Source organism: Haladaptatus sp. DJG-WS-42 (genome assembly GCF_037198285.1).
GTDB lineage: Archaea > Halobacteriota > Halobacteria > Halobacteriales > Halococcaceae > QDMS2.
The window spans coordinates 942,107-967,064 of the sequence record NZ_CP147243.1 but is presented as its reverse complement, the minus strand read 5'-3'; the positions used below and the strand labels follow the sequence as shown (position 1 = coordinate 967,064).

Genomic DNA, 24,958 nt, shown 5'->3' with positions numbered 1-24,958 from the left:
CTCTGGAAAGACGGATGGAGCCTGCTCCACTCACCGCCCGGTTACCGGGCGCGAATCCATGCTTTCGGGATATTCAGTCAACCAGTTAACGCGCAAAAACCCCGTTAGGACGGTGTTAATCTCACGTAATTTTTCTCTTCACAAACACAGCTTGTTCTGAGATTTTCTCGTACTGAACGCGTGAATGGGAGTACATCTACTAATTATCCATGTATCTGGAACTTAAAAAAAGGCACTTGCTACTAACCTTCAATAATCTGGCAATAAAGTAGCCGGAAATATCTTTAGTTGAACGTAGATTCCCCAAACATGGAACGACGCAGTGGTGAGAAACTCGGTGTTAATGATAAATTATTCAACAGACGCACCTACCTCAAGGCGCTTGGTGTGTCTGCTGCAGCCCTTGGTGCGGGGACTGCAGTAAGCGGTTCGGCGGCAGCAGCAGAGTATACGGAAATCGTCTTAGACCCTGGTGAGCGGCGCTCATTCCACGTTGGCAGCGGGGAAACGCTCGAGAACCTCCTCATCGACGTCAGTGCTTCCGAAGCAGACGTCAGCTTCTCCGCGAGCGGCGACGATTGGACGATTCGCAACATCGGCATTAGAGGTGTCTTTGACATCGGTGGCGACACTGGTGGCATCAAGTACGTTTTCGGCGTCGAAGGTAACGGCCTCATCGAAAACGTGTACATGGGTGACGGGCACGAAGATGGCATTCGCAAGGGTGCACTCATCGTTCCACCAGACCACGCAGGACACATTGACGTCCAGAATATGTACGTTTCGCGGTGGACGGCAAACGCGTGTTACGTCGCTGGCCCGGCACGCCTCATTGATCCTGGTAAAACCGACGGTGAAGGTGGTTCGACCGGCTTCACGAACTGTTACTTCTCTGATAACAACATCGCACACCTCCGCATAGCCTCGGACGGTTCGTTCGTCAGAGACTCTGTCATTCACAACACGAGCGACGTGCCACCCCACCCATCCACGTCGGGTGGGGACAGTGGTGTTGTGAACTCACGCGGCTTCTATACGGGATACGGTGATCCATCGCAGGTCGTCATGGTTGAGAACTGTGATATCCGCATCACCGACGACAATACCAACGGAGGAGCGAGCGTCGCCTACTCCGGTGAGCATAGTACCTACGGTGATTGTAGTACGATTCGCATCGTCGATTCTGAAGTCGTCGGTGAAATTCGCGGTGAGCACACCGAAACCCAGAACATTGGCAATAATCCTGACATTCGCGTCCCAGCGGGCGTTCCACAGACTCCAGAAGAAGCTGCAAGTGGGAGTGCGCAAACCTCGGACAGTACGACCGAGGAGACGACGACCACGACCACGACGACAACCAGCGACAGTACGACCACGACCGAAGAAACCACGACTGAGGAGACGACGACCGAAGAAACCACGACCGAAACTGCTACGCAGGAAGACACGGTCGAAACAGACTACGAAAACATCATCTCCATCTACGGAACGGATGGGGCGGTTGCAAACTACGAGTTCAGTGTCACCGGAGCACTCGAAAAGACTGATGCAAACGGTGCGAGCATCGATTCAGAAGACGTAATCGATGGCTCCTCAGCGACCGGCACCGTCGCGGGCGGCATCGACAGTTACGGATTCGAAGGCGACCTCGCCCACATCTCGATCGACGGAGAGGCGAGAGTTACGGTAAACGGCGAGGAAATTAACCTAGCAGACTACGAATTCGCCAACGTCATCAGCCTTACCGGTGGAAGTGGTTCGAATATCGTCGAATACACCTTCACCGTCGATGGCGACTTAAAGAAGAGTTCAGCAAATGGCGCAAGCATCGACCCCGGCGATTCGATTTCGGGCTCTACCGCGACGGGAACCCTCGGCGGCGGCGTCGATAGCTATCGATTCAGCGGTTCGGTTACCGATCTCGGTCTCAGCGGCGACGCAACGGTAACGGTGAACGGTGAGGAGCTTGACCCGGCAGATTACGCAGAAGAGGAGACGAACGTCCTCAGTATCTCTGGCGGAAGCCGGAACAACCCCATTGACTATGCGTTCAGCGTCACTGGTTCCCTGAGTAAGAGCGATGCAGCAGGAGCAACTATCGACTCTGAAGACAGCATCTCAGGGTCGACTGCAACGGGGACCGTGGCGGGCGGCACCGACAGCTACGAATTCACTGGCGAGGTCGTTGACTTCACCAGGGAACGAAACGTGAGCGTCGTTCTCAATCGCCAAAAAGTCGACGAACGCGACTTCTAGGTCGGGTTAACATACCGTTAATTCGATTCCCCTGCGGTGGTTCTATTCTTTTGGAACGTACCAAACCGGCGAGCGCGCGATTTCGGTTAGAAGTAGCAGGATAACAATGTGTGAATCCACCTATCTCTACATTAGCAAACGGTAGTGTCCCGCTTGGGTACCCGTCTGGCTGATGTACTATGATGACTGACGAAACGGTTTGGCGAAGAGTTCTTTCGCAGGTTCACGTCCCGGGGATGGACCTAGCCGTAGGACTTGTGTATCTTCTGTTGAGTCTCTCACTTGTTCTCTATACGGAAAACGCCGTTATGAGAACGATTATCGGTCTTCCGTTAGTGCTGTTCGTCCCCGGGTTCGTTCTGCTGTTAGCACTATACCCACACCGTTTCAGCCTCGAAGCGGACGTTGATGGATGGATTCAGAACGATTCTATCGAGGGGCCACTGCCAGCATTCATCCACAGACGGGAGCGCGGAGTTACGTTCGGTGAACGAATCGCCCTCTCATTTGGTCTCAGCATCGCGCTTATGCCACCCCTTGCGATTGCACTCTCACTTGCAGGCTTCGGACTCACTATTCGCACCGTTATCGGGAGCCTCAGTGTATTTATCATCTTGTTGATGTTCATCGGCTCACAACGACGGAAAGCACTTGCACCTGAACAACGGTTCGACATCCCAGTCAAGCAGTGGTTCTCTGAGCTGTCGGTCGCGGTCTTAGACACAGAGTCGAACATCGATCTCGTGTTGAACGTTGCTCTCATCTGTACTGTCGTCGTGGCGACGACCGGGTTCGGTTACGCACTGTTCGTTCCCAACTATGCAGAGGAGTACACCGAGTTCTCTCTGGTCTCGCAGAACGAGGCAGGCGATTTCGTCTTCTCTGGATATCCATCAGAGTTCCAGCAAGGGGTTCCCCAAGAGCTCCTCTTGGTCGTCGAGAATCAAGAGGGGAGACTGACCACGTACAACGTAGTCGTCGAACTCCAACGTGTCGAAACCGTTGATGGCACACTCACTGTTGTTGAGCGTGAAGAATTGAACCGCTACAGTGCAACCGTTCAGGACAAGGGTACGTGGTTGGAGTCACACGAACTCACACCAACCATGACCGGTGAGAACCTCCGCCTCAGCTACATGCTGTATAAGGGCGACGTTCCAGCAGACCCGACGGAAGAAAACGCCTACCGGCACCTCTATCTCTGGGTGACCGTCTCAGAAGCCAACTAAGTTTTAACACAGCGTTCCGCGAAGCAACTCGCCGAGCAGCGGCAGGCCACACACGAGCGACTGTGACGATTTCACGACCGGACGCAGACTCCCGGCTTCGAAGGTCAACACCTCCACCGTGTTCGCGTAGAAAAAGCCTGGCTCCGGACCGCCTGCGGTCGTAAAAATCCGATTTCCGAGCGCGGTCACGCCGAGGCCGTGGCGCGGCGTTGGTAGGTCGGGGAGCCTGAACCATTCGTCTGTTTCTGGGATGTAGAGTTCGACTTCAGCGATTGTTCCTCCAGCCCCTTCGCCGCCCGCGACAACGATGGCGCCGTCGAACACGGTTGCCCCGAACCCGCTGCGTGCGGTTGGCATGCCCGCCACTGCACGCCACTCGTTCGTCGCTGGGTCGTACACTTCGGTCGTGCCTTGATTCGTGCGCAACCCGCCGGTCCGCCCACCAATGGCGTAGAACTTCCCGGCGACGACGGCCGAGGCGAGGTGTTCGCGCGCGGAGGGCATGGGCGGGCCGCGCGCCCACGAATCGCTCGCGGTGTCGTATCGTTCGAACGTGGCGAGGATACCGTCGATACCCGCGCCCCCGGCGACGTAGATGGTGCCGTCGTGGACGGCTGCCGAAAGCGCGCCACGGACGGTCGGCATCGCTGCTCGCTCGCTCCACGCCGTCCCGTCGAAGCGGTAGACCGTGTTCACGGGGTCCCACTGGTTCTGATAGCCGCCGATGACATAGATGGCGTCGCCGACACTGACGGCCGCGGTGTGGTGGAGTCCAACGGGGAGCGGGGGTGCGCGCTCCCACGAGCCGCGTTCGGGGTCGAAGCGTTCGACCGCTCGACTTGCTTCCCGTCCAGGTTCAATGCCGCCGATGACGTAGAGCGACGTACCAAGCGTGGCGGCGGCGACTTCGGTTCGGTCGAGCGAGAGCGACGGGCCGGTCTCCCACGATGTCTCTGCGTCGAGCGATGGCGGCGAGACGAGCGAGGAACAGCCCGCGACCGAGAGCGTCCCAAAGACGAGGCCCGTCGTGGTCAGAAACGAGCGGCGAGTCGGGTGCGAAAATCGTGGTTCGGTGGTCATTCAGTCAGTTGTTGGCTCTGGGGCCTGCTCGGGGGATTGGACGTGTATCACCGAATGGACGACTCCCGTGTCGTCGTTGGTGTGCGCGTCGGCTATCGATTTGACGATGTAGCCGCTGCTCCCCGGGCACGGGTAGTCCGCACCGGGGTTGTAGTGCCACGTCATGAGGCCGTAGTCGTCTGAGTGTTCTGCGACGAACGTTTCGAAGGCGTCGTTCCAGCCGATGTGGTTCGAGACCATGAGGCCGCCCGGCCGCAGGTACTGCCAGGCGAGTTCAAACTCGAATATCATGCTCGAGGCGGCGTGTGAGGAGTCGTGGTGGAACAGGTCGATTTCACCGAGCCGGTCGAGCAAGCGTGGCAGCTCCAGCTGTGGCTTGCCGGGGATGAGTTCCCAGCGGTCGCGCATGGACGCCGGAATCAGCCAGCCCGGCTGTTTCCCTCTCGGGAGCACGTGTGTTCCCTCCTCTGCGCACGATGGGCGACCACGGAAGTAGCTCTGTTCTGTATTCGCGTCGATGTCTGTCGCCTCGTCGCTCAGGACGTGTGAGTAATCAATCGAGTAGAGCCGTCCCGCCTCATTTGCTTCGAGTGCGGCGAGGATTGAGAGTGTCGAGACGCCGCTGTACACGCCAGTTTCGACGATGACCGCTGGTTTGTACTCCCGGATGAGCGCGTACAACCGAATGCACTCGTCTTTGTGTGCATCGAACAGCGAGATTCCCTCGGGGAGGTCTTTTATCCCGTCGTAGATGGCAGGGCCGATGATGCTTTCGTTGAACTCATCTTCGTACGTTTGCATCGTCTCTTCGCAGTCGAAAAAGCGACCGGAGAACTGCGCTGTCGTCTTGAGCGTCTTCTTTCGGTCGCGCCACGACATCTTCGGATTGAGAACGTAGTACCACTTGCGGAGGAATTCCCGATAGCCTTCTGGTGTCTGTAAATACACCTTATTGATTGTTTCTTGGAACACGTGGAATCACTCTCTCGCTGTGACGACGAACTACCCGACACAGCAGTCAGTTTGAATCACCTGTATGTTCGAAAACCACGAGTATAGTTACGGACTCACTATGCGCTGATGGCCGTTCCTACCGGCGATTTCCCGACGTCGGGCTCTTGTGACCATATCGCACAACTGGTGTCTGTAATCGGTTCCTTCTACCGGTAGGTTCTGCGTTACAAAGAGTATCCCTCACGCATACACAGGCTGAACTCACATGCGTATAGAGCAACTTGACCTGTCGGAGTGGGAGGCAGCCCTCCCCGCGGCAGGCTTTGAGGTATTTCACACACCAGAGGCACTCCGGGTCATCGACGACCACACCGCAGCGGAGATGCAGCTGTTCGGCGGCTTCAACGGCCAAGAGCCGGTCGCGCTGTTGCCGACGTTCGTCAAAGACCGCTCGGTCGGGCGGACGATTATGTCGCCACCTCCCGCGATGGGGATTCCCCACCTCGGGCCGGTGTTGATGCCAAACAGCCCGAAACGCCGGAAACACGAACAGCTGAACCAACAGTTCACCGAAGGCGTGTTAGAAGCACTCGACGCGAACAGCCCACGGACGCTGTTGCGGATGGTGTGTTCGCCGTCGTATCACGACCCACGGCCGTATCGCTGGGACGACTTTCGGGTGTCCTCGGATTTCACCTACCACCTCACCGTCGGTGACGGGCCACTCGACGCGGTGATGAGCTCCTTCAGCCGGAGCCTACGCACCGAAATTCGGCGTCTCGACGACCTCGATTTGACCTTCAGCGTCGAAGGCATCGAGTCGGCCAAAATCATCTACGACGACCAAGTGGCGCGCTACGCAGAGCAAGGCGAGACGTTCACTCTCTCGTGGGAGTACGTCCGCGACCTGTTGCTCTCGCTTGGCGACCGGTGTCGCGTCTACGTCGCCCGCGACGGCACGGGTGCGTATCTGAACGGCATCATCACACTCTATTCGAACGATACGGTGTACTACTGGCTTGGCGGGATGCGCGCCTCCTACGAGAACGTGAGCGTCAACACGCTGTTGCACTGGGCCATCCTCAAAGACGTGGCAGAAGACCCAGCGCTCTCCGCTATCACCACCTACGACATGGTCGGTGCGAACACCAAACGCCTCTGTGATTACAAGTCGAAATTCGGCGCACACCTCGTGCCGTACTACGTCGTCGAGACCAACAACCCGCTGATGGACGTGGCGAAGACGGCGTACAACGTCGTAAAGCGGTAACTCTCTTTTCACCCCTCGATTCGAGACGGGAAATCGGCGTTTACCGGCCGATAATGCCCGATTACCCGGTTCGTTCATAACACTCCAATCGGCTCCTCGCGCCCGTATGAGACTGTGCGTGCATCGTTCCACACGGCGGTCATGCGTTCACTGGACAGACGTGTCCGATTAGGTATGGTTTTCAATTTCAAGCTGAGGCTGCTGCATTATAGCCCGAATATAACAATCACGCTACTATTCGCTGTATTGCTATGATGAGAGGCAATGCACTCCGCGTGGCTCCGCAGCTAGCCGCGCTTGCCGAACCTTCGTCGGGAGGCCACAATGCGTGACCCACCGATTGCTGACCAGACCGTCCTCGTGACGGGTGGGGCCGGGTTCATCGGGAGCCACCTCGTAGACGCCCTCGTACCGGAAAACACGGTGCGCGTCTTCGACGACTTTTCGACGGGAACCCGCGCAAACCTGCCCACAGGCATCACCGTCATCGAGGGCGACGTCTGTGACTCGGCCGCGCTCACCGCGGCGATGGCGGGCGTTGACCTCGTGTTCCACGAGGCGGGCTTCGTGAGCGTCAAAGGCTCCGTCGAAGCGCCGTATTTCAGCAATCTCGTGAACGCCAACGCGACCGTCGCCGTCCTCGAAGCGGCCCGCGAGAACGACGCCCGCGTCGTGACGGCATCGAGCGCGGCCATCTACGGTGCGCCAGAAACGGTGCCTATCTCGGAAGACGCGCCCACCGCGCCCGACTCGCCCTACGGCATCGACAAGCTCGCAGGCGACCACTACGCCCGCGCCTACAACCGGCTCTACGGGCTGGACACGGTCGCGCTGCGCTACTTCAACGTCTACGGCCCGCGACAGACCGCGGGCGACTACAGCGGCGTCATCAGCACCTTCGTCGACCGTGCCACGAACGGCACGCCGCTCACCGTCCACGGCGACGGCTCGCAGACCCGCGACTTCGTCCACGTCGATGACGTGGTGCAGGCGAATCTGCTCGCGGCGACCACCGACCACACCGGCGAGGCGTTCAACGTCGGGACGGGCAGGGCGCTCTCGATTCTCGACCTTGCGACGCTGATTCGTGAGGTCACTGGCCTGCGGGCGGAGATTCAGTTCACCGAACCACGCACGGGCGACATTCAACACAGCTGTGCCGACATCTCGCGGGCCCGGGACCGACTCGGATTCGACCCGCACGTCTCGCTCGAAGACGGGCTGCGACGCCTCGTCGCAACGACACAGCGCGAACAGCCAGCTAACTAACACACGACCGGTGTCCGGGGAGACACCACACAAGGGGGAGAAGAAAATGTATAACGGAAACTCAGTTGGCGTCGTCATACCGGCGTACAACGAACAGGGGTTTGTTGGGAACGTCATCGAATCAGTGCCATCGTTCGTCGATCACATCTACGTTATCGACGACGGCTCTACTGACGAGACGTGGGAAGAGATTCAAGCCGCGGTGTCGGCGAGTCGAGCGCGAACGTCGCTCGTCCACCCGATCACAGACGGTGGGTCGAACGTAGAACGCGTCATCGCCATCCAGCACGACCAGAACCGCGGCGTCGGTGCGGCCATCAAGACGGGTTATCTCCGCGCCAGAGACGACAAGGTGGACATCGTCACCGTCCTCGGCGGCGACGGGCAGATGGACCCCGACTTGCTCACGCTCGTCATCGACCCGATTGCAAAGGGCGAAGCCGAGTACGTCAAAACAAACCGACTGTTGCGGGCTGACCACCGCCAGTCGATGCCGACGTTCCGCTACGTCGGGAACGTCATCCTCACGTACCTTACGCGCATCGCGAGCGGCTACTGGGGTATTGGCGACCCACAGAGCGGCTACACCGCCATCTCGCTCACCGCCCTTGAGACGGTGGACATAGAGAACATGTACGAGTTCTACGGCTACTGCAACGACCTGCTCGTCAGACTCAACGTCTACAAACTCCGTGTCGTGGACGTGCCGATGCCCGCCATCTACGGCGACGAGGTGAGCCACATCCGCTACTCGACGTACATTCCAAACGTTTCTAAGATGCTGTTTCGCAACTTCCTCTGGCGGCTCCGCGCTCGGTATCTGAAAAACGGCGACTACTCGGTCGTTGGCTGCTACACGCTCGCCGTCGTATTCGGTGTGTTTGCGCTCGTCTCGGTGCTTCTTGGCAACACTGGCATCTCGCGTCTAGTCGAAGTCGTTGGGGGGCTCGTCCTCATCTCGACGTTCATGGCGCTTGGTATGCTGCTCGACAAGCGCGCGAACGACCACCTCGATACGGCCTTGCTGCCAGTCGATGACACCCGGGTTGATGCGACCTCTGTGACACGGTCACAAACACCATAGAATACATGATTTTCCTGACTACTTTGACTTTCTTATAATCGGTCGCATTGGGTGCTCGTTGGCGGTTATATCGTACTTTCACTTCCACTCACGAAAGACATTCACATAATCTGTAATATTTGCGGGCGGAAGATTTATGTAATTTTCGGGGGCTTACCCCACACGTAATGGCACGCGAACTGGGAAGTGACCGACTTATACACGAAGCAGCGCCACCGAGGACGGCCTCGTCTGGCGCTCATGGGTACCCGCGGAGAAGTAGCTGGCTCGCCTGCGCACCGGAGTCACCCCGACGTGCAGCGCAGTGCGATGGACGCTCCGAGTTTAACCAATGAGCTGGACGCAGGAGACACAATCGGTAGATGACTGGGATGAAGTCAGCTACATAATCAGCTCACAGTACCGGGTAATCGTTCTCGCACAACTCGCAGACGGTCCTTCGACACCGTCTCGGCTCGCAAGTGACTCTGACAACGCGATCTCGCACATCTCGCGGGCGCTTGGGCAGCTTCGTCGCCGCTCGCTCGTCGAGTTACTGGTTTCAGAGCAACAGCGAAAGGGACGTGTCTACGGCATCACCGAAGAGGGCGAGAAGCTCTGGGACGTTATCGACTCGAAGGGACTCGCGTAGTCCCGCCGCGCTAGGAAACACCCACCGAGGCGTTTACAGCGTCGAGAGTGAAATCTCGGTCGTGTCGGTCATCCCCTCTGCATCGGTCGCGGTGAGGACGATGGGGTACTGCTGACACTCATCGAGCGTGACGCTCGTCTGTGCGCCCGTCGCGTCGGTTGCGCCGTCGCCGGTGAGGTCCCATGCGAACTTGACGATGTCACTGCTTCCGGCTTCAGACGAAGTCGCGTCGAGTTCGACGGTCGTGCCCTTTTCGAGCGTCACGTCAGTTGCGTTCTCGGGCGTGGTCGCAATCGTCGCCGTTGGCGGCTCTGGTTCTGGTTCTGGAGTCGGTGTTGGCGTCTCTTCTTCGCCGGCGAACAGCTCTTCACCGGCCACCCGACGGGTAATCACGTTGTGCCACTCGACGCGTGTGTCGAGAGCGATGTCCGTCGAAACCGTCTCGACGAGGAAAGCGTCCGCACCGGCGTCGCGCGAGGCTTTGTGGACGAACAGGTCGCTTGGGTCGGTATCGGGGCTGGAGAAACCGCCGAGTTTGAAGTTGTACGTGCTGTCGCCGATGTAGGTGTTGTTCACGAAGTTGACGGCGTCCTCTGCGTCGGTCGTCGCTTTCTCGCCATCCGAGTGGAACACGGTCTGGCCGACGCCATCTAAGTCACTGCCGTCGTAGACTTCTTGTGATTCGTGGAGGTCGAGAACCGTGCCCGGTTCGTACTCTTCGACGACGCTCCAGAGTGCGCGAGCGAGGGCTGTCTCCGGCTCCTCGCCGGTTGGGAACTGTCGGTTCAGGTCGCCGCCGTCACCGATTCGCGTGTCGTTGCTGATTGCAACCTCGTTCGCGCGTGGTATCGTCACGAGCGTCCCAGATTCGATTTCCCACTCTTTGATTTCGGCTGCTGCTTCGTAGCCTGCCGTCTCGTTTCCGTGGATACCACCAATCACGAGAACGGTCGGGCCGTCTGCCTCGCCATGGGTGACGAACACTTCAGTCTCGTGGTCGGTGCCTTCGAGGAGTAAAAATGATTCACGGGTCGCCGCGGTCGCACTTCCGGTTGCCCGGATGAGGCTGGCGCCACCAAGCGCAACCCCAGCCATCGCAAGAACTGCTCTCCGAGGATAGGTCGTATCTGACATTCCATCGGTTCCTTCACTCCTGTCGGTGTTTATTATCCGCTCACTAAAACGGACATTCGCTGAATTTTGTATCTGAATATCAAATAAATGGGCTTGACAGGATATTTTTGAGTGCGTTTGACCAGAAATGATGCGATTAAATCGAATTCATTTATTTATTTTTTGTTTGGTAACTCGTGTAACTCTGTAGCTCTCACAACTTCTTCGATTTGGATTTCTGTAGCATCGTACCACACTCGGTCACAATCTCCTCCAATCTCGCCGGCTCTTTTCCCTCGACTGGTGTTTCTTGTGGTGGGACAAACACAGTGACTGCACGGCTTTCTTTTGCGCGTTTCACTGACCCTCTCAGTGCGCTGCACCGGTCGAGCCTAAAACTCCGTATCGATAGTTTAGCTGCCTAGACCAGTCTGGATAGCTATCAGTCCTCGTCACAAACACGACCTGCGAGCAGCCGACTCGCCTCCGAACACGGTCAACGTAATCAAATCGAACATAACTACATTTCATCACGTAAAGCACAGAATAAATAACCTGGGCGCAGGAGACGAGGTCTCGCTCGCGAACAGAACGAGTAAACCTCGCCATCGCTGAACCACCAGTAGATGCGCTGGCCATACCGCCGCTCGGTGCTGCTCCTCTGTACGCTCGCCTTTTTCGGCACCATGGTGGCTCGCCTCGTCATCAGCCCCGTCGTCCCGGCGATTACGGCGAGTTTCGACGTGACCAACAGCGCCGTTGGCGGGGCGCTCACGGGGATGTGGATGGCCTACGCCCTCTCGCAGTTTCCGAGCGGCATCGTCGCAGACCGCTACGGCGAGCGCCGCGTAATTCTCACGGCCGTTGGCCTCACAGCCGTCGCAAGCCTCCTGCTCGCGGCAGCTCCCTCGTTTCTCACGTTCGTCGTCTTCGCCATCGTCCTCGGCGCGGGCGCGGGTCTCCACTACAGCCCTGCAACGATGTTGCTCACTCGCCAGTTCGACAACATTGGGCGGGCAATCGGCGTCCATGGTGTCGGTGCGCCCGTCGCCGGACTCCTCGCACCTGTCGCCGCCGCCTACGTCGGGTCGGTGTACGGCTGGCGCTACGCCCTCGGTCTCGGTGCCGTCGTCGCACTTCCGGTCCTCGTCGTGTTCGCGTGGCAGGTTCGCCCAACGGCCCCTTCACAGCCCGAGACCTCGATTCGACAGCGGCTCGCTCCCGGCCCCTTACTCTCGTTGCTTGCCCGCCCGGATATTGCGTTCATGGTGGCGCTCGCGGTGCTCGGAGCGTTCGCGTGGCAGGCAACGGCGTCGTTTCTCTCGGCGTTTTTCGAGCAGTATCAGGGAACCTCTCGGACGACGGCCGGACTCGTGTTCTCCGCGTATTTCGTGGTCCAAGGCGTCTCACAGCCGCTCATGGGAACCATCTCAGACCGCATCCCCCGCGACATCGCCGTCGCGGTGTGCATGGGTGCGGGCGTCGTGGGCTATAGCCTGCTCGTCGTCGGTGACTCGTGGCTCACCCTCGGCGGAGCCATCGTCTGTATCGGACTTGCGATGAGCTGGGGTGCGCCACTCCAGGCGCGATTGATGGACGCGCTCACCACCGCAGAGCAGGGTGCAGGCTTTGGTTTCATGCGGACGATCTACGTTCTCCTTGGCGCGCTCGGAAGCGTCGTCGTTGGCACCCTCTCTGACGTCGCCGGGTGGTCGGTCGCGTTCGCGCTCCTCGCCGGAGTGATGGCCATTGGCGTGGGTGGCGTTCTCATAAACCGAGTGTTCAATATCGGCCTCTGATACGACCAGTACCAACGTGCGTTTCCTCGCTTGGAAAGCAACCAGTCACCACACAGAGAGGACGGCTCGTACACGTCAGAGCCTTGACTCGCTTACCCGCCGCGTAATAATGGTGGTCAGGCAAAAAGGACCGACTATGCGCGGCCTCTCGTCTGTAAAGTCCCTCGTGACCGGCAAGCGAGGCAAAGCAAATCTGATGCTCATGCTGTTAGGCGCGGCCATGTTTGGTGCGACGGCCACCGTCGTCCTCGCCTCGCTTGGCCCGTCCGCTCCGGTTGACACGCCCGTCTCGAATGAGACGACGACCGAGGCGGTGACCACGACGGCAACGACAACCGCAACGCCGACGAGTACGACCACGACAACGACCGAAGACCCGTTCGACACGACGACTACGACCACAGCCACGGCGACGACCACAGCGGTGGATGAAGACGCCCAGGAAGAACACGAGGAGTTCGAAACGGTGCGTGCGGAACTCGATGCAGAGCACGACGAACTCGTAGAGCGCCACGAGCAACTGAAACAAGAACACGAGTATCTGATCCAAACGAACGCCTCAGAGGGCGAGTGGAAGAAACATGAGAAAGCCCACGAGGAACACGTAAAGGCGTACTATGACCACCGCGAGAAGTTCAGAGACCACCGCCTCGAGTTCAGAAACCACCTCGAAGAGTACGGCGACTACGACGCCCACCAAGCCGACATCCAACACCACGAAGACCGCGAGGCTGCACACAGCCAGTTAGAAGACGAACACGACGCCCAAGAAGATGCCCACGAGAACAGAGAAGATGGCGATGACGGCGGCATTCTGTTCTCCCTCGCGCTGTGGAATGCCACCCCAGCACAAAACATCCCGCTGACGGACATCTTATAATTGTGTGCCTACCCCATACGTCGTATGGGACTGGACGAGGACGCACTTGAGTATCATCAGACCGACCCACCCGGTAAACTCGAAATTTCGACGACAAAACCAACGAACACCCAGCGCGACCTGAGTCTGGCGTACTCGCCGGGTGTGGCCGCGCCGTGTCTCGAAATCGAGAAAAATCCGGACGACGCCTACACCTACACCGCGAAAGGCAACATGGTCGGCGTCATCTCGAACGGCTCTGCCGTACTCGGCCTCGGCGACATCGGCGCACAGGCCTCGAAACCCGTCATGGAAGGCAAGGGCGTCCTGTTCAAACGCTTCGCCGACATCGACGTGTTCGACATCGAACTCGACACCGACGACCCAGCGAAGATGATCGAGTCAGTTGCCATGATGGAACCCACCTTTGGAGGCATTAATTTAGAGGATATCAAGGCGCCCGAGTGCTTCGAAATCGAGGAGAAACTTCGCGAGCGCATGTCGATTCCCGTGTTCCACGACGACCAACACGGCACCGCCATCATCTCCGGGGCCGCCCTCCTCAATGCCCTCGAAATCGCCGAGAAAGCCATCGAAGACGTGACCATCGTGTTCTCGGGAGCGGGTGCGGCGGCCACCGCGACGGCGAAGTTCTACGTCTCACTCGGCGCGAAACGCGAGAACATCACGATGGTCGATATTGGGGGCATCCTCACCGAAAAACGTGCCGATGCGGGCGAGTTGAACCCCCACAACGAGCCGTTCGCAAAAGCCCTCCCCGAGGGAGACCTCGAAGACGCCATCGAGGGTGCAGACGTGTTTGTTGGGCTCTCTGTCGGCGGCATCGTAAGCCAATCGATGGTGCGTTCGATGGCGTCAGACCCCATCATCTTCGCGATGGCAAACCCTGACCCCGAAATTACCTACGAGGACGCCAAAGCCGCCCGCGACGACCACGTGATTATGGCGACGGGACGCTCTGACTACCCGAATCAGGTGAATAACGTTCTCGGCTTCCCGTTCATCTTCCGTGGCGCGCTCGACGTGCGCGCAAGCGAGATCAACGAGGCGATGAAAGTCGCGGCCGCGGAGGCACTCGCCGACCTCGCCAAAGAGGACGTTCCAGACGCCGTCGTGAAAGCCTACGGCGACGCCCCACTCCAGTTTGGCCCCGATTACATCATCCCGAAACCGCTCGATTCACGCGTACTGTTCGATGTGTCTTCGGCCGTCGCAGAGGCGGCGATGGAAAGCGGCGTCGCCCGCCAACACATCGACCTCGACGCCTACCGCGAGCGCCTCGAAGCGCGTCTCGGGAAATCCCGCGAGATGATGCGCGTCGTCCTCAACAAAGCCCAGAGCGACCCAAAACGCGTCGTGTTTGCAGAAGGCGACGACGACAAGGTGATTCGTGCCGCCGCCCAGCTCAAAGAACAGGGCATCGCAGAGCCAGTGCTGATTGGCGACCGGCGAAAAATCTGGGCGCGGATGGCCGAACTCGGTCTCGACTACGAGGTGGAAATCGTTGACCCCGATAGCGACTCGCTCGACGCCTACGCAGACCGGCTGTACGAACTCCGGCGGCGCAAAGGCGTCACCCGCCGCGAGGCGGCAGAACTCATCACTGACGGCAATTTCCTGAGCAGCGTGATGGTCGAAATGGGCGATGCAGACGCAATGCTCACCGGCCTCACCCACCACTATCCCTCGGCCCTGCGCCCGCCGCTACAAGTCATCGGCACTGCAGAAAACGCCGAGTACGCCGCGGGTGTGTACATGCTCACTTTCAAAGACAGAGTGGTGTTCTGCGTGGACACGACGGTCAATCTCGACCCGACCGAGGAAGTGCTCGCAGAGATTACGAAACATACCGCGACACTTGCTCGGAAGTTCAACGTCGAACCGCGCGCGGCACTCCTGTCGTACTCTGATTTCGGCTCGGTGGACAACGACGGCACGCGAAAGCCACGCCGGGCGGCGCAACTCCTCCGTGCTGATCCGACGGTTGATTTCCCCGTCGATGGGGAAATGCAGGCGGACACTGCCGTCGTCGAGGAGATGCTCCACGGCACCTACGAGTTCGCAGCGTTAGACAAACCCGCCAACATCCTCGTGTTCCCGAATCTGGAGGCGGGGAACATCGCGTACAAACTCCTTCAGCGCCTCGGCGGCGCAGAAGCCATTGGCCCAATGCTCGTGGGCATGGACAAACCCGTCCACGTCCTCCAGCGCGGCGACGAAGTCAAAGACGTGGTCAATCTGGCATCCGTCGCAGTTGTGGACGCCCAAGACGCCTCCTGAAAACTGACGAACAGTTTCACGTCTTTCACGTAAGTAGGCACTGACTGGCCCGCCGCCGTCACTCGAAATCTCCTCTGAAAAATGGTCTTTCCGGAATGACTGTAATATCCAACTAACAGTCATGTCAGGGTGTGTATCCTGCCTGTAACAATATCTTTCACTCCCGACAGTCAGAGTATGGCGATCCCATTTCGAACAACGAGCGTTGTTGTTGGAGCATTCGTTCTCCTCATCATCGTGAGTTTCACCGTCGGATTGTCGGGCTTTGGTGGCCCGGATACGTCCGACCAAGACCTCGTGTTCGATGACGTTGTGACACACGACCCTGTCACCCCTGACCCGACGACGAGCGCACCCCCAACGACGACGCCGCCCGTGACCACGACTGAGGCGGAGCCGACGACCGAGCGCAGCGCGTCGCCAGATACACCGACGACGACCGAAGAGCCGGTGACAACGACCGAACGAAAGCGCTCGCGGCGCTCGTCTGATGATGATGATTCAGAGACGACCACTGAAACGCCCGCGACGACGACTGACGCGCCGGTGACCACGACGCAGACGCCAACCACCACTGCACAACCAACCACGACGGCAGAACCAACGCCGACGCCAACCCCAACGCCAGAAGAGCCGACGTACTCAACTGATACGGAATCTGGCCACTACCATGCCTACCTCGTCACGGGACGGCCGTACCAGTACTTCAACAAGACGCGTGACTGGTCGTACATCGACAACGACCAAGTCATCTACATGTTTAACGGCAACATCGTCACCGGCGACACCGAAGCCGTTCACAACACCGGGTGGCAAAGCGAGTTCATCCGCGAGTGCGTTGACTTCAAGAGTGTCGAGGTGAACGACACTGCGATTCGCATGGACTTCTACGTCCACGAGGGCTGTGACCCAGACCACAGCTGGTACTCACTGGCGCTCTACGAGATGCCAGACGGCGAGTACGCCGCCCCTGAACACCCCGAAATGAAGATTATCTGGGCGAAGGCGCGCTACTTCAGCGCTGGGCACCACTACATCGTCGTTGACCTGCCAGAAAACTAAGCGACTCGCCTACTCCGTTTTCGCTTTCTCGCCTTCTTCTTCGAGAATTCGCGCTTCCGTGGCCTCTCTGTCCTCGGGGTAGCCAATGTCCGCGCGCCAGCCTTCCATTCGAATCGCGTCAATGGTGCGTCCCGAGTGGATGAGCAGGTCGATTGCCTCACTCAGTTCGTACTCGCCGCGATTCGACGGCTGGACGAGGTGACAGGCGTGGAAAATCGCTGGCGTGAACGTATAGAAGCCGGTCATGACCAGATTCGATTCCGGCTCTGCGGGCTTTTCGACCACGGAGATAATCTCGCCGTAGGCGTTCGTCCGACAGACCCCGTAGCGAGAGGCCTCTTCCCAGGGAACTTCTTCGACGAGGAAGGCCGCGTCTGCGCGCTCTTCGCGCTGGCGATTCACGACATCCCCAAGGTTTGCCCGGAAGATGTTGTCGCCGAGGATGAGCATGAAGTCGTCGTCGATGTGTTCTTCGACGGTCAACAGCGCGTGGGCGAGGCCGTTCTGTTCGCGCTGGTGGGAGTAGGTGATTGGAATGTCTTCGAACTCGTCGCCGTAGTAGCTGATGATGGCTTCTTTCTTGTAGCCGACGACGACGTGGAACTCGGTGGCTCCGAGACTCTTCAATTGCTCGAAACAATGGGTCAAGATTGGTTTTCCTGCAACCTCGACCATCCCCTTTGGCTTATCGTCCGTGAGTGGTCGCAGTCGGGTACCTTTCCCCGCCGCGAGCACGACTGCTTGCATACCATCGGGTGGGTTCTCTTACATTAAAAACCCTCTCACTGCACTGACTATTCCAAATCCTCAAGACAGATTACGGACAAGTATCTGTAATGAACATCAGCATCGTGGGGAGCGGGTACGTGGGGACCACCATCGCCGCATGCTTCGCAGACCTTGGCCACGACGTGACGGCCATCGACATCGACGAGACAGTCGTCTCGAAACTCAACGACGGCGAGGCACCCATCCACGAACCGGGGCTGGCTGACCTCGTCAAAACACACGCGGGAACCTCGCTTCGCGCGACGACCGACTACAGCGCAGTCCGCGAGACAGACGTGACGTTTCTCGCGCTCACCACGCCGTCGAACCCCGACGGCTCTATCGACCTCTCGATTATGAAAGCCGGGACGCGCTCGCTCGGTGACGCTCTCGCCGAAAAAGACGACTACCACCTCGTCGTCGTCAAAAGCACGGTCACACCAGGGACGACGGGCGATGTCGTCCGTCCGCTGCTCGAAGAAGTCTCGGGGAAGGTCGCAGGCGAGGACTTTGGCGTTGCGATGAACCCGGAGTTCCTTCGGGAAGGGACTGCGGTCGAAGACTTTCTCACGCCAGATAAACTCGTCTTCGGCGCGGAGTCAGCTCGGGACTACGACCTTCTCGAAACGCTCTACCGGCCGCTCATCGACCGAACCGACGCCCCGGTCGTGAAAACGGGTCTGCGTGAGGCGGAGATGATAAAGTACGCGAACAACGCCTTTCTCGCGGCGAAAATCAGCCTCATCAACGAACTCGGAAACATCTGCAAAGCCTACGACGTAGACGCCTACGAAGTCGCAGAGGCGATTGGCTTAGACGAGCGCATCGGCCCACATTTCCTCCGGAGCGGCGTTGGCTGGGGTGGGTCGTGTTTCCCAAAAGACGTGGCCGCGCTCATCGCTGCTGCCCGTGACACGGGCTACGAACCCCAACTGTTGCAGGCCGCGGTTGACGTAAACGACCGCCAACCCGACCGACTGCTCTCGCTGCTCGACGACCATGTCGATGTCAGCGGCAAGCGTGTTGCCGTCCTCGGACTTGCGTTCAAGCCGGGCACCGACGACATCCGCGAGTCGCGTGCGATTCCAACTATCGAAGGCCTGCTCGAACGGGGCGCGACGGTGGTGGCCTACGACCCCGTCGCAACCGAGAACATGCGCACTCGCTTTCCCGACATCGAGTACGCACCCTCCGCGGCGGCTGCTCTCGACGGTGCACACGGCGCGCTCGTCGTCACCGACTGGGACGAGTTTGCGGCGCTCGACTCTGAGTTCGACGCAATGGAAACCCCCGTCGTGGTCGATGGGCGGCGCATCGTCACCCCGCGCGAGGGCATCACGTACGAAGGGTTGACCTGGTAGTTACACAGCAACCGTCTCACCGGTTTCGACGGCCGTCTCGTTCACGCTGACCGATTGACCATTTACCGAATACTCCCCCGCATACGGGACGGTGACGCGGTAGGTTCCGTTCGCGTTCGCGGTGACGGTTCGTTCGTACTCGAACGATGCGCCGTCGATTGTTACCGGCGTCGAGAGCGAAACGGTGGCATTTGGCGCGGCTTGGCCGGTAATCGTTGCGCCGGGGACGAGTCTGAACGCCTTCGTCGCGCCGCTTTCGGTGCTGTAAATCGCTTGGTAGTGGGCGACGCCGGGCGCAGTCTCGCTCTCACTGCCAAAGTGTTCGTGGAGTCGGTTTTGCATCGTTCCCGGCGGGTAGTCTAAATCTTCGGTCACGACGAAGCCGACGCGGTTCGACAACCGTCCGTACCACTCACTGCTGTTGCTCGCGCGCATGAACGGCGTGTAGGTCGATTGGGCGTAGCCGTAGGACTGTGACTCGCCGTTCACGAAGTAGTTGAACATCCGGTTTTTCCCCCAGCGACTCAGGACGAAGTTCTCGGGGTACGCCATTTCTTCTTCCTCCGCGTAGGTGTCGATGGCCTGTGCTGTCTCAAACAGTTCGCCGTCGGTCGTCACCTGATTCATTTTCACGGGAACTTGAACGAGGCTCAGGCTTGCGATGATGAGAAACAGCACACAGAGCGAGGCAATCGCTTTCGTGTCGGGAATCTCGACCGATTCGCGCGTCGCAGAAACCGTTTCTCGGAACGGTACTGGCCTGCGTGCGAGTTCGACGCGCTCTGCGACGTGGACGAAGCCGAGTCCGGCGAACACCGCGGTCATCGCCGCCATCTCGCCGACGAAGCGAATCTGGAAGCCCGCGAGTACGAAGAAGTACCACGCGAACACTCCGCCGACAATCCACTGCGGTTGGTGCTTGCGGTAACTCGCGAGCGTTGCCCACCCGATATACGGGAGCGCGAGCGCGAGGATGAAGCCGAACAGGAGCAGAAAGCCCATCGAGTCGCCGTTGAACAGCGATTCCGTCTCGACGATGCTTTGTGGGGTGATGAGGCGGTCAACCTGACTCAAGAGGCGTGCCCAGTACTCGGGAAGCAGCGCGCGGAAGGCAAGAACGCCACCCACTGCACCGACCGCTTCAAGCGTGCCGAGTACCGCAGTCGAGAAACCGGCCCTGTAGCCCACTTCACCAATGACGAGCACGCCACCGACGGCGACGAGGAGAAACGCGGGAGCAGACGCAACTTGTGCCGTGTGCCAGCCGAAGCTTGTGTGGAAAAAGCCCGTGAGGAGTGTCCCGAGTGCCAATCCCGGGATGAGGGCAAGGTTCGACGCAAGCGGTGACTGGCCTGCCCGAACGTCTGAGACCACGCGGAAAGCAACGTAGCAGCCAATCGGGACGATGAGGAGCGGTCCGGCCTCCCACGCGAGGGTTTGCCCGGCAACACCAACGCCGAGTGCGACGGTTGCGAGCCACGTTTTTGAGCGGGTTTTGAGGTCATTGAACGCGCCGTGGCGTGCGAGAATGACGACGGCGAGCATCGTGAGCGCCAGCCATGGGTAGTCGAAGGCGTGGTGGTCTGCGAAGCCGAGGCTGGTACGGAGGGCGTGGCCGGGGATGAGCGCGAGCAGGAGGACGCTTGCGAGGCCCACGCGCCGGTCATCAGTCAGTTCCGTGGCGAGCAGGTAGACAAGCGCGCCCGTGATGACGGCGGTAACGACGGGATACAGCGCGAGGACGGGGCCGGTCGCGTCCATCCCGCCGAACAACGAGGAAACCCACCAGAGGGTGGCGACGAGGAGAGGTTCACCCTTGGCGACCGCGTCGGGGAACGCAGAGAGCCCGGAGAAGTCGAACACGCCGTTGGTGTTCGTCACAATTTGTTCGACCCAGTAGCGGTAGTAGTAGGGGTCGTTCGCGCCGAGGACGACGTGGCCGTCGCGGAACACCGTGGTCAAAAATAGCGAACGAACGGCTCCGAGAAAGACGAGCGCACCGGCGAGGAGGGCGGCTGCGCGTCTGTCGAAGGCGGGGAGCGAGAACGAAACTGACGGCGTCGCTCGCTCGGTTGTGGTCTCGCCAGTGAGAGCGGCTTTGACCGCTTTTCGGTCTGCCACGCGATAGCCGTCGTCGTGTTTTTCGACGATGTTGCGGGAGACGACTTCGCCGAACGCACCGGAGTCGAGCGGGATGTCGCCGAACGTCCACGTCGCCTGCTGTGCATCGACCGCGAGCACCTGCTCCAGTGAGTCGGCCATTTCGGGCCGTTTTTCGAGCAGCGCCGCGGTCTCCTCGCGCACGTCGGTCATTATCACGGAGATACTGACAAACTCGAATAAATGTGCCGGGTGCGTTCGACGGATGTATGACGGCTCCGCGTCGTTTGTGTTCCCAATGCGCCAGTTCATCATCCTCGGCCACGACGCGCCGACGACGCCCGACTTCTCGCTCGACGACCTCGCGGGCGGTGCGGGCCGCTTAGACGTGCTCTGTCGGTGTGTCAACTCCGCCTTCTTCCTCTCCCACGACATCCGCAAAGACGTTCGCGTCTACCTCATCTTGCAGGACGACCTGACGATTCGCTTCGAGGGGAGCGAACTCCGCCGCCTGAACCCGGACGAACGCTCGACGGCCGCTCTGATTCGCAACGCACTCGAAGAAAAAGAAAACGCCATCGGGCACATGGAAGCCGAAGCCTCTCCCGGCGTCTACCTCTCACGGCGCGGCTTCGAGCCGATTCTCGAGACCGCCGCCCGCGACGGCACGGTCGTCGAACTCCACGAAGACGGCGACCCGATTGCGTCTGTGGACGTGCCCGATAACCCCGTGTTCGTCCTCTCCGACCATCACGATTTCACCGACGAAGAGGCAGCCTTGCTCTCTGAGGCAGCAGAACTGCGTGTGCGGATTGGGCCAGAAATTCTTCACGCAGACCACACCATCACCGTCGCGCACAATTTCCTCGACACCGAAGGGTATGAGAAATACTAACGTGCGCAACGATTAACAGGTGGGAGAGCAAGAAAATACATACGGGCCAGTGGGGTAGCCTGGTATCCTTCGGCCTTCGGGTGGCCGTAACCGCAGTTCGAATCTGCGCTGGCCCATTTTCCAACCGCGCCGCTCACTTTGAGCGGCGCGTGTTGAAATGACGCCGAGCAGTTCGAACCAGGGAGCGAACGAAGCGAGCGACCGGGGTTCGGAATCCGTGGATTCCGAGCAGCGAGCAATTCGTTGCGAGTATGTTCGAATCTGCGCTGGCCAGTAGCGAGTTCGAATCTGCACTGGCCTTCACTTCCACTCCACCCTTACCAACGCCTTTTACGCGAAACCGCCCAACCAACGGTAATGGACGGACTCGATGAGGAAATCGCGGAAACGGAAGACGTGGCGACGGAGCGAGATGCGGTCGTGTCTGCGGTGTACGAACACGCGGGGACGATTGCGCGCGAACTCGCCTTGCTGAAAGGCGGCGACTACGGCCAAGAGACGTTCTCGACGAGCAAGGGTGATTGGACGGTTAAGTACGAAGCAGGCAACCTCGACTATCTCAGATACTCGGGCAAAAAGGGCGACATCTACGTGGTTTCGACCAAACAGCCACCCGCACCGGACGACCTCGCGCTGGCGATGGAGGATTACGGGGCGTTCGTCCGGGCGTTTAACGACCATGTCGCGTCGTTCGAGGGGATTTTAGACGACGTTCCGACTGACTTCCCCGAGGTTGCGTCCACGGCGTCGGTCGTCGAAGAGCGCGACCGCCTCGTGCGGACGATTCGAGAGACTGCGGACGCGATTTCCGCCCAACTCCACCGGTTTAATGGAACTGACTACGGCGCGTGGAAAACCACGGTTTCAGGCAAGCGCTGGGAGTTGAAGTGGGAGGGCGACCGGGCGTCGTACCTTCGGGTCGGTGGCGAGGGCGGAGTATACCTCGTCTCGCAGTACGAGCCGCCGTCGGCTCCGGACGTAAAGCGCCATGCAGAGGGCTTTCGTGGCTTTATCGAGGCGTTCAACGAACACGTAGACGAGCTTGATGCGAACCTGTCGCACGTTGAGTTATAACGCACAACTCGCGGTGAAAATCGCAAGCTAACACCGAGGTGACCACTCACGTTTCTGTCCTTACGTCGCCCATAATAATGGCCGTTCTCTGATTTGCATTCTTGCAATGACTCTGTTCGCCCAGAGTGGTCTTCGTCGCCCCCGCACCTCCCCCCTCTTCGCACGCTCCAGTGGGGTGACGAGCTAGCCATGTCCACACCACCCCGCTCGCGCACCCGCCACTCGCTGCTCCCAGACTGGCGGAACCATACGGTGACGTTGACCGACGTGACGTGGCTCTGCCTCGCCATCCTCGCCGCCGCTACCGTCTACGTGTCCTACCTCGCAACCCACCAGTACCCGGCCTACGTCGGAGGGTTGTACATCGCCATCTCCGATGCGATTGTCCAGAACGGCTACGCGCTCCCCGAGCGGATTCCGGGTTACACCGAAGCGGGCGTCCCATTCGCGTACCCGCCGTTCATGTTCTACGTCTACGCGGTGATTCGCGACCTGTTCGGCGTCGATGCCATCACGCTCACGCGCTTCATCCCCGGCGCAGTGCTGACGCTCATGATGGTGCCGTATTACTTCCTCGCGCGTCACCTCCTCGACTCGAAACGGCAGGCAGGCCTCGCGGCCATCATCTTCGCGGGCGCACCGGCGGTGCTTCGGTGGCACCTCTCGGCCGGTGGCATCGTCCGCGCCCCGGCAGTCACGATCGCCTTGCTCGGAGCCTACACCGGGATTCGGCTGTTCCAGACTGGCGACCGCCGCTGGATCGTGCCCGGGATGGCGCTGTTCGGCATCGAGGTGCTCACCCACCCGACGTACACCGTGTTTTTCGCCTTTAGCTACCTGCTTGCCTACGCCGTGTTCGACCGGTCGTTTTATGGACTGGTTTACGGTGCCATCGTCGCCGGAGGTGGCATCCTGCTCGCCGCGCCGTGGTGGCTCCAGATTTTCGCCACCCACGGCCCCGAAATCTTCCTGCAGGCCTCTGGCACCCACCACGGCCTCGGCGGCGGGTGGTCCCGCATCTACCGGCAGTTCATCATCCCGCTCAAGGAGAAAGACATCATCTCGGTGTTCTACCTCGCGGTGTTCGTCGCCGCGGGCTATGGACTCTGGAAAAAGCGGTATTTCCTCGTCATCTGGGCGATTGGCGCGAGCTACCTCATCGGGAAAGACCGCTTCCTGTTCGTCGGCGGCGCGATGCTCGTTGCCTTCCTCGTGTTCGACGGCGTGTTGCCCGCGCTCAAAACGTTCCTCGCAGAGCGCACGTCGCGCGGCGACGTCTATCGTGTCGCGTCGGTAGCCCTCGTTGGCCTCGTCATGCTCACCGCCGTCGGCACGGGTGTCGCCTTCGCCACGAGTACACTCCAGACGGAGTACGACCATAGCGCCGCCCAACCGGCCACGATGGACGACTACGACCGCGAGGCGATGCAGTGGATGCAGTCGAACACGCCCCACGATGCCACGTTTGTCGTGATGGGCGACACCGCAGAGTGGGTGCCCCTGTTCTCGGAGCGAACCATCATCGTCGGGCCGTGGGGGGTCGAGTGGACGACCTCACACACCTACTACTGGGAGGTCGAGTACTACAAGGCCATCTCGAACTGTGGTAGTGCAAACTGTGTGACCCAACTGCTCGCCTTCGGTGACCGTCACCCCGACTACCTCTACGTCCCGAAAGACGGCTACACGGTTCGCGGGAAAGAACGCGAGGCGGGACTCGGGATGCAAGACTCGTTGTACGAGGCCCCGCGTTACGACCTCGTCTACGAGAACGACGGCGTGCTCATCTACAAGGTTGCAAAATCCCCGACCCAGACCGCAGATACCACGGACTCGGGAACCAACGCGTAGGG

General features: G+C 59.6%; 19 protein-coding genes and 1 tRNA gene. 15 read left to right on the top strand and 5 right to left on the bottom strand.

All coding sequences use genetic code 11. The features are described 5' to 3' along the window. Positions 1–309 precede the first annotated feature (309 nt). Entirely contained in the window at positions 310–2,256 is a 1,947-nt protein-coding gene (locus tag V5N47_RS05370; RefSeq protein WP_338729832.1) for a hypothetical protein, read from the top strand. 179 nt (positions 2,257–2,435) lie between these two features. Beyond that, positions 2,436–3,485, top strand: a complete 1,050-nt coding sequence (locus V5N47_RS05365) for a DUF1616 domain-containing protein (RefSeq protein WP_338729831.1) — start codon at positions 2,436–2,438, stop codon at positions 3,483–3,485. 3 nt (positions 3,486–3,488) lie between these two features. Here the strand turns inward: V5N47_RS05365 and V5N47_RS05360 are convergent, their stop codons facing one another. Then, on the bottom strand, positions 3,489–4,565 hold the full coding sequence (locus V5N47_RS05360) for a kelch repeat-containing protein (protein WP_338729830.1): 1,077 nt from the start codon (positions 4,563–4,565) through the stop codon (positions 3,489–3,491). Beyond that, a complete protein-coding gene (locus V5N47_RS05355) occupies positions 4,566–5,537 on the bottom strand; it encodes a class I SAM-dependent methyltransferase (RefSeq protein ID WP_338729829.1) in 972 nt (323 codons plus the stop codon). A 247-nt stretch (positions 5,538–5,784) separates the two neighbouring features. Here V5N47_RS05355 and V5N47_RS05350 point away from each other — a divergent pair, with 247 nt between their 5' ends. The 4 genes from V5N47_RS05350 to V5N47_RS05335 all read left to right on the top strand — a co-directional run bounded on the left by V5N47_RS05350 (position 5,785) and on the right by V5N47_RS05335 (position 9,773). Continuing rightward, the gene (locus tag V5N47_RS05350) at positions 5,785–6,789 is read left to right on the top strand and encodes a GNAT family N-acetyltransferase (RefSeq protein ID WP_338729828.1); all 1,005 of its coding nucleotides are present in this window, start codon (positions 5,785–5,787) and stop codon (positions 6,787–6,789) included. A gap of 324 nt (positions 6,790–7,113) precedes the next feature. Further along, on the top strand, positions 7,114–8,058 hold the full coding sequence (locus V5N47_RS05345; protein ID WP_338729827.1) for an NAD-dependent epimerase/dehydratase family protein: 945 nt from the start codon (positions 7,114–7,116) through the stop codon (positions 8,056–8,058). A 46-nt stretch (positions 8,059–8,104) separates the two neighbouring features. Next, positions 8,105–9,142, top strand: coding sequence for a glycosyltransferase family 2 protein (locus V5N47_RS05340; RefSeq protein ID WP_338729826.1), 1,038 nt, complete (start codon positions 8,105–8,107; stop codon positions 9,140–9,142). Positions 9,143–9,473: 331 nt separating this feature from the next. Further along, positions 9,474–9,773, top strand: a complete 300-nt coding sequence (locus tag V5N47_RS05335; RefSeq protein WP_338729824.1) for a winged helix-turn-helix domain-containing protein — start codon at positions 9,474–9,476, stop codon at positions 9,771–9,773. 33 nt (positions 9,774–9,806) lie between these two features. On the opposite strand, the gene V5N47_RS05330 is transcribed toward V5N47_RS05335, so the two are convergent. Further along, on the bottom strand, positions 9,807–10,907 hold the full coding sequence (locus tag V5N47_RS05330; RefSeq protein ID WP_338729823.1) for a succinylglutamate desuccinylase/aspartoacylase family protein: 1,101 nt from the start codon (positions 10,905–10,907) through the stop codon (positions 9,807–9,809). Between the two features lie 605 nt (positions 10,908–11,512). Between V5N47_RS05330 and V5N47_RS05325 the strand changes: the two genes are divergently transcribed. From V5N47_RS05325 to V5N47_RS05310, 4 genes are all read left to right on the top strand, one after another. Further along, positions 11,513–12,685: an MFS transporter gene (locus V5N47_RS05325; protein ID WP_338729822.1), complete on the top strand. Its 1,173-nt coding sequence runs from the start codon at positions 11,513–11,515 to the stop codon at positions 12,683–12,685. A 109-nt stretch (positions 12,686–12,794) separates the two neighbouring features. Then, the gene (locus V5N47_RS05320; protein ID WP_338729821.1) at positions 12,795–13,565 is read left to right on the top strand and encodes a hypothetical protein; all 771 of its coding nucleotides are present in this window, start codon (positions 12,795–12,797) and stop codon (positions 13,563–13,565) included. A 24-nt stretch (positions 13,566–13,589) separates the two neighbouring features. Further along, positions 13,590–15,845, top strand: a complete 2,256-nt coding sequence (locus tag V5N47_RS05315; RefSeq protein WP_338729820.1) for an NADP-dependent malic enzyme — start codon at positions 13,590–13,592, stop codon at positions 15,843–15,845. A gap of 177 nt (positions 15,846–16,022) precedes the next feature. Continuing rightward, positions 16,023–16,907 carry a hypothetical protein gene (locus V5N47_RS05310; protein ID WP_338729819.1) on the top strand — a complete coding sequence of 295 codons (885 nt, stop codon included), beginning with the start codon at positions 16,023–16,025 and terminating at the stop codon, positions 16,905–16,907. A gap of 9 nt (positions 16,908–16,916) precedes the next feature. Here the strand turns inward: V5N47_RS05310 and aglF are convergent, their stop codons facing one another. Further along, positions 16,917–17,654, bottom strand: coding sequence for a UTP--glucose-1-phosphate uridylyltransferase AglF (gene aglF, locus V5N47_RS05305; RefSeq protein ID WP_338729818.1), 738 nt, complete (start codon positions 17,652–17,654; stop codon positions 16,917–16,919). 89 nt (positions 17,655–17,743) lie between these two features. On the opposite strand from aglF, the gene aglM reads away from it, so the two are divergent. After that, complete coding sequence (gene aglM / locus V5N47_RS05300) at positions 17,744–19,036, top strand: UDP-glucose 6-dehydrogenase AglM (protein ID WP_338729817.1); 1,293 nt, start codon at positions 17,744–17,746, stop codon at positions 19,034–19,036. On the opposite strand, the gene V5N47_RS05295 is transcribed toward aglM, so the two are convergent. Next, positions 19,037–21,349, bottom strand: a complete 2,313-nt coding sequence (locus V5N47_RS05295) for an STT3 domain-containing protein (protein WP_338729816.1) — start codon at positions 21,347–21,349, stop codon at positions 19,037–19,039. Between the two features lie 85 nt (positions 21,350–21,434). Between V5N47_RS05295 and trmY the strand changes: the two genes are divergently transcribed. The 4 genes from trmY (at position 21,435) to V5N47_RS05275 (ending at position 24,956) form a co-directional block, all read left to right on the top strand. Continuing rightward, a complete protein-coding gene (gene trmY, locus V5N47_RS05290) occupies positions 21,435–22,031 on the top strand; it encodes a tRNA (pseudouridine(54)-N(1))-methyltransferase TrmY (RefSeq protein ID WP_338730349.1) in 597 nt (198 codons plus the stop codon). Positions 22,032–22,074: 43 nt separating this feature from the next. Further along, positions 22,075–22,147 (top strand) — tRNA-Pro (locus V5N47_RS05285). Between the two features lie 241 nt (positions 22,148–22,388). Continuing rightward, complete coding sequence (locus tag V5N47_RS05280) at positions 22,389–23,105, top strand: hypothetical protein (RefSeq protein ID WP_338729815.1); 717 nt, start codon at positions 22,389–22,391, stop codon at positions 23,103–23,105. A 189-nt stretch (positions 23,106–23,294) separates the two neighbouring features. Then, the gene (locus tag V5N47_RS05275; protein ID WP_338729814.1) at positions 23,295–24,956 is read left to right on the top strand and encodes a hypothetical protein; all 1,662 of its coding nucleotides are present in this window, start codon (positions 23,295–23,297) and stop codon (positions 24,954–24,956) included. The last annotated feature ends 2 nt before the right edge of the window (positions 24,957–24,958 follow it).

Excerpts from the sequence above, each read along its gene's own strand:
- V5N47_RS05370 (WP_338729832.1), top strand. The coding sequence starts at position 310 with ATGGAACGACGCAGTGGTGAGAAACTCGGTGTTAATGATAAATTATTC.
- V5N47_RS05365 (WP_338729831.1), top strand. The coding sequence starts at position 2,436 with ATGATGACTGACGAAACGGTTTGGCGAAGAGTTCTTTCGCAGGTTCAC.
- V5N47_RS05360 (WP_338729830.1), bottom strand. The coding sequence starts at position 4,565 with ATGACCACCGAACCACGATTTTCGCACCCGACTCGCCGCTCGTTTCTG.
- V5N47_RS05350 (WP_338729828.1), top strand. The coding sequence starts at position 5,785 with ATGCGTATAGAGCAACTTGACCTGTCGGAGTGGGAGGCAGCCCTCCCC.
- V5N47_RS05345 (WP_338729827.1), top strand. The coding sequence starts at position 7,114 with ATGCGTGACCCACCGATTGCTGACCAGACCGTCCTCGTGACGGGTGGG.
- V5N47_RS05340 (WP_338729826.1), top strand. The coding sequence starts at position 8,105 with ATGTATAACGGAAACTCAGTTGGCGTCGTCATACCGGCGTACAACGAA.
- V5N47_RS05335 (WP_338729824.1), top strand. The coding sequence starts at position 9,474 with ATGAGCTGGACGCAGGAGACACAATCGGTAGATGACTGGGATGAAGTC.
- V5N47_RS05330 (WP_338729823.1), bottom strand. The coding sequence starts at position 10,907 with ATGTCAGATACGACCTATCCTCGGAGAGCAGTTCTTGCGATGGCTGGG.
- V5N47_RS05325 (WP_338729822.1), top strand. The coding sequence starts at position 11,513 with ATGCGCTGGCCATACCGCCGCTCGGTGCTGCTCCTCTGTACGCTCGCC.
- V5N47_RS05320 (WP_338729821.1), top strand. The coding sequence starts at position 12,795 with ATGGTGGTCAGGCAAAAAGGACCGACTATGCGCGGCCTCTCGTCTGTA.
- V5N47_RS05315 (WP_338729820.1), top strand. The coding sequence starts at position 13,590 with ATGGGACTGGACGAGGACGCACTTGAGTATCATCAGACCGACCCACCC.
- V5N47_RS05310 (WP_338729819.1), top strand. The coding sequence starts at position 16,023 with ATGGCGATCCCATTTCGAACAACGAGCGTTGTTGTTGGAGCATTCGTT.
- aglF (WP_338729818.1), bottom strand. The coding sequence starts at position 17,654 with ATGCAAGCAGTCGTGCTCGCGGCGGGGAAAGGTACCCGACTGCGACCA.
- aglM (WP_338729817.1), top strand. The coding sequence starts at position 17,744 with ATGAACATCAGCATCGTGGGGAGCGGGTACGTGGGGACCACCATCGCC.
- V5N47_RS05295 (WP_338729816.1), bottom strand. The coding sequence starts at position 21,349 with ATGACCGACGTGCGCGAGGAGACCGCGGCGCTGCTCGAAAAACGGCCC.
- trmY (WP_338730349.1), top strand. The coding sequence starts at position 21,435 with ATGCGCCAGTTCATCATCCTCGGCCACGACGCGCCGACGACGCCCGAC.
- V5N47_RS05280 (WP_338729815.1), top strand. The coding sequence starts at position 22,389 with ATGGACGGACTCGATGAGGAAATCGCGGAAACGGAAGACGTGGCGACG.
- V5N47_RS05275 (WP_338729814.1), top strand. The coding sequence starts at position 23,295 with ATGTCCACACCACCCCGCTCGCGCACCCGCCACTCGCTGCTCCCAGAC.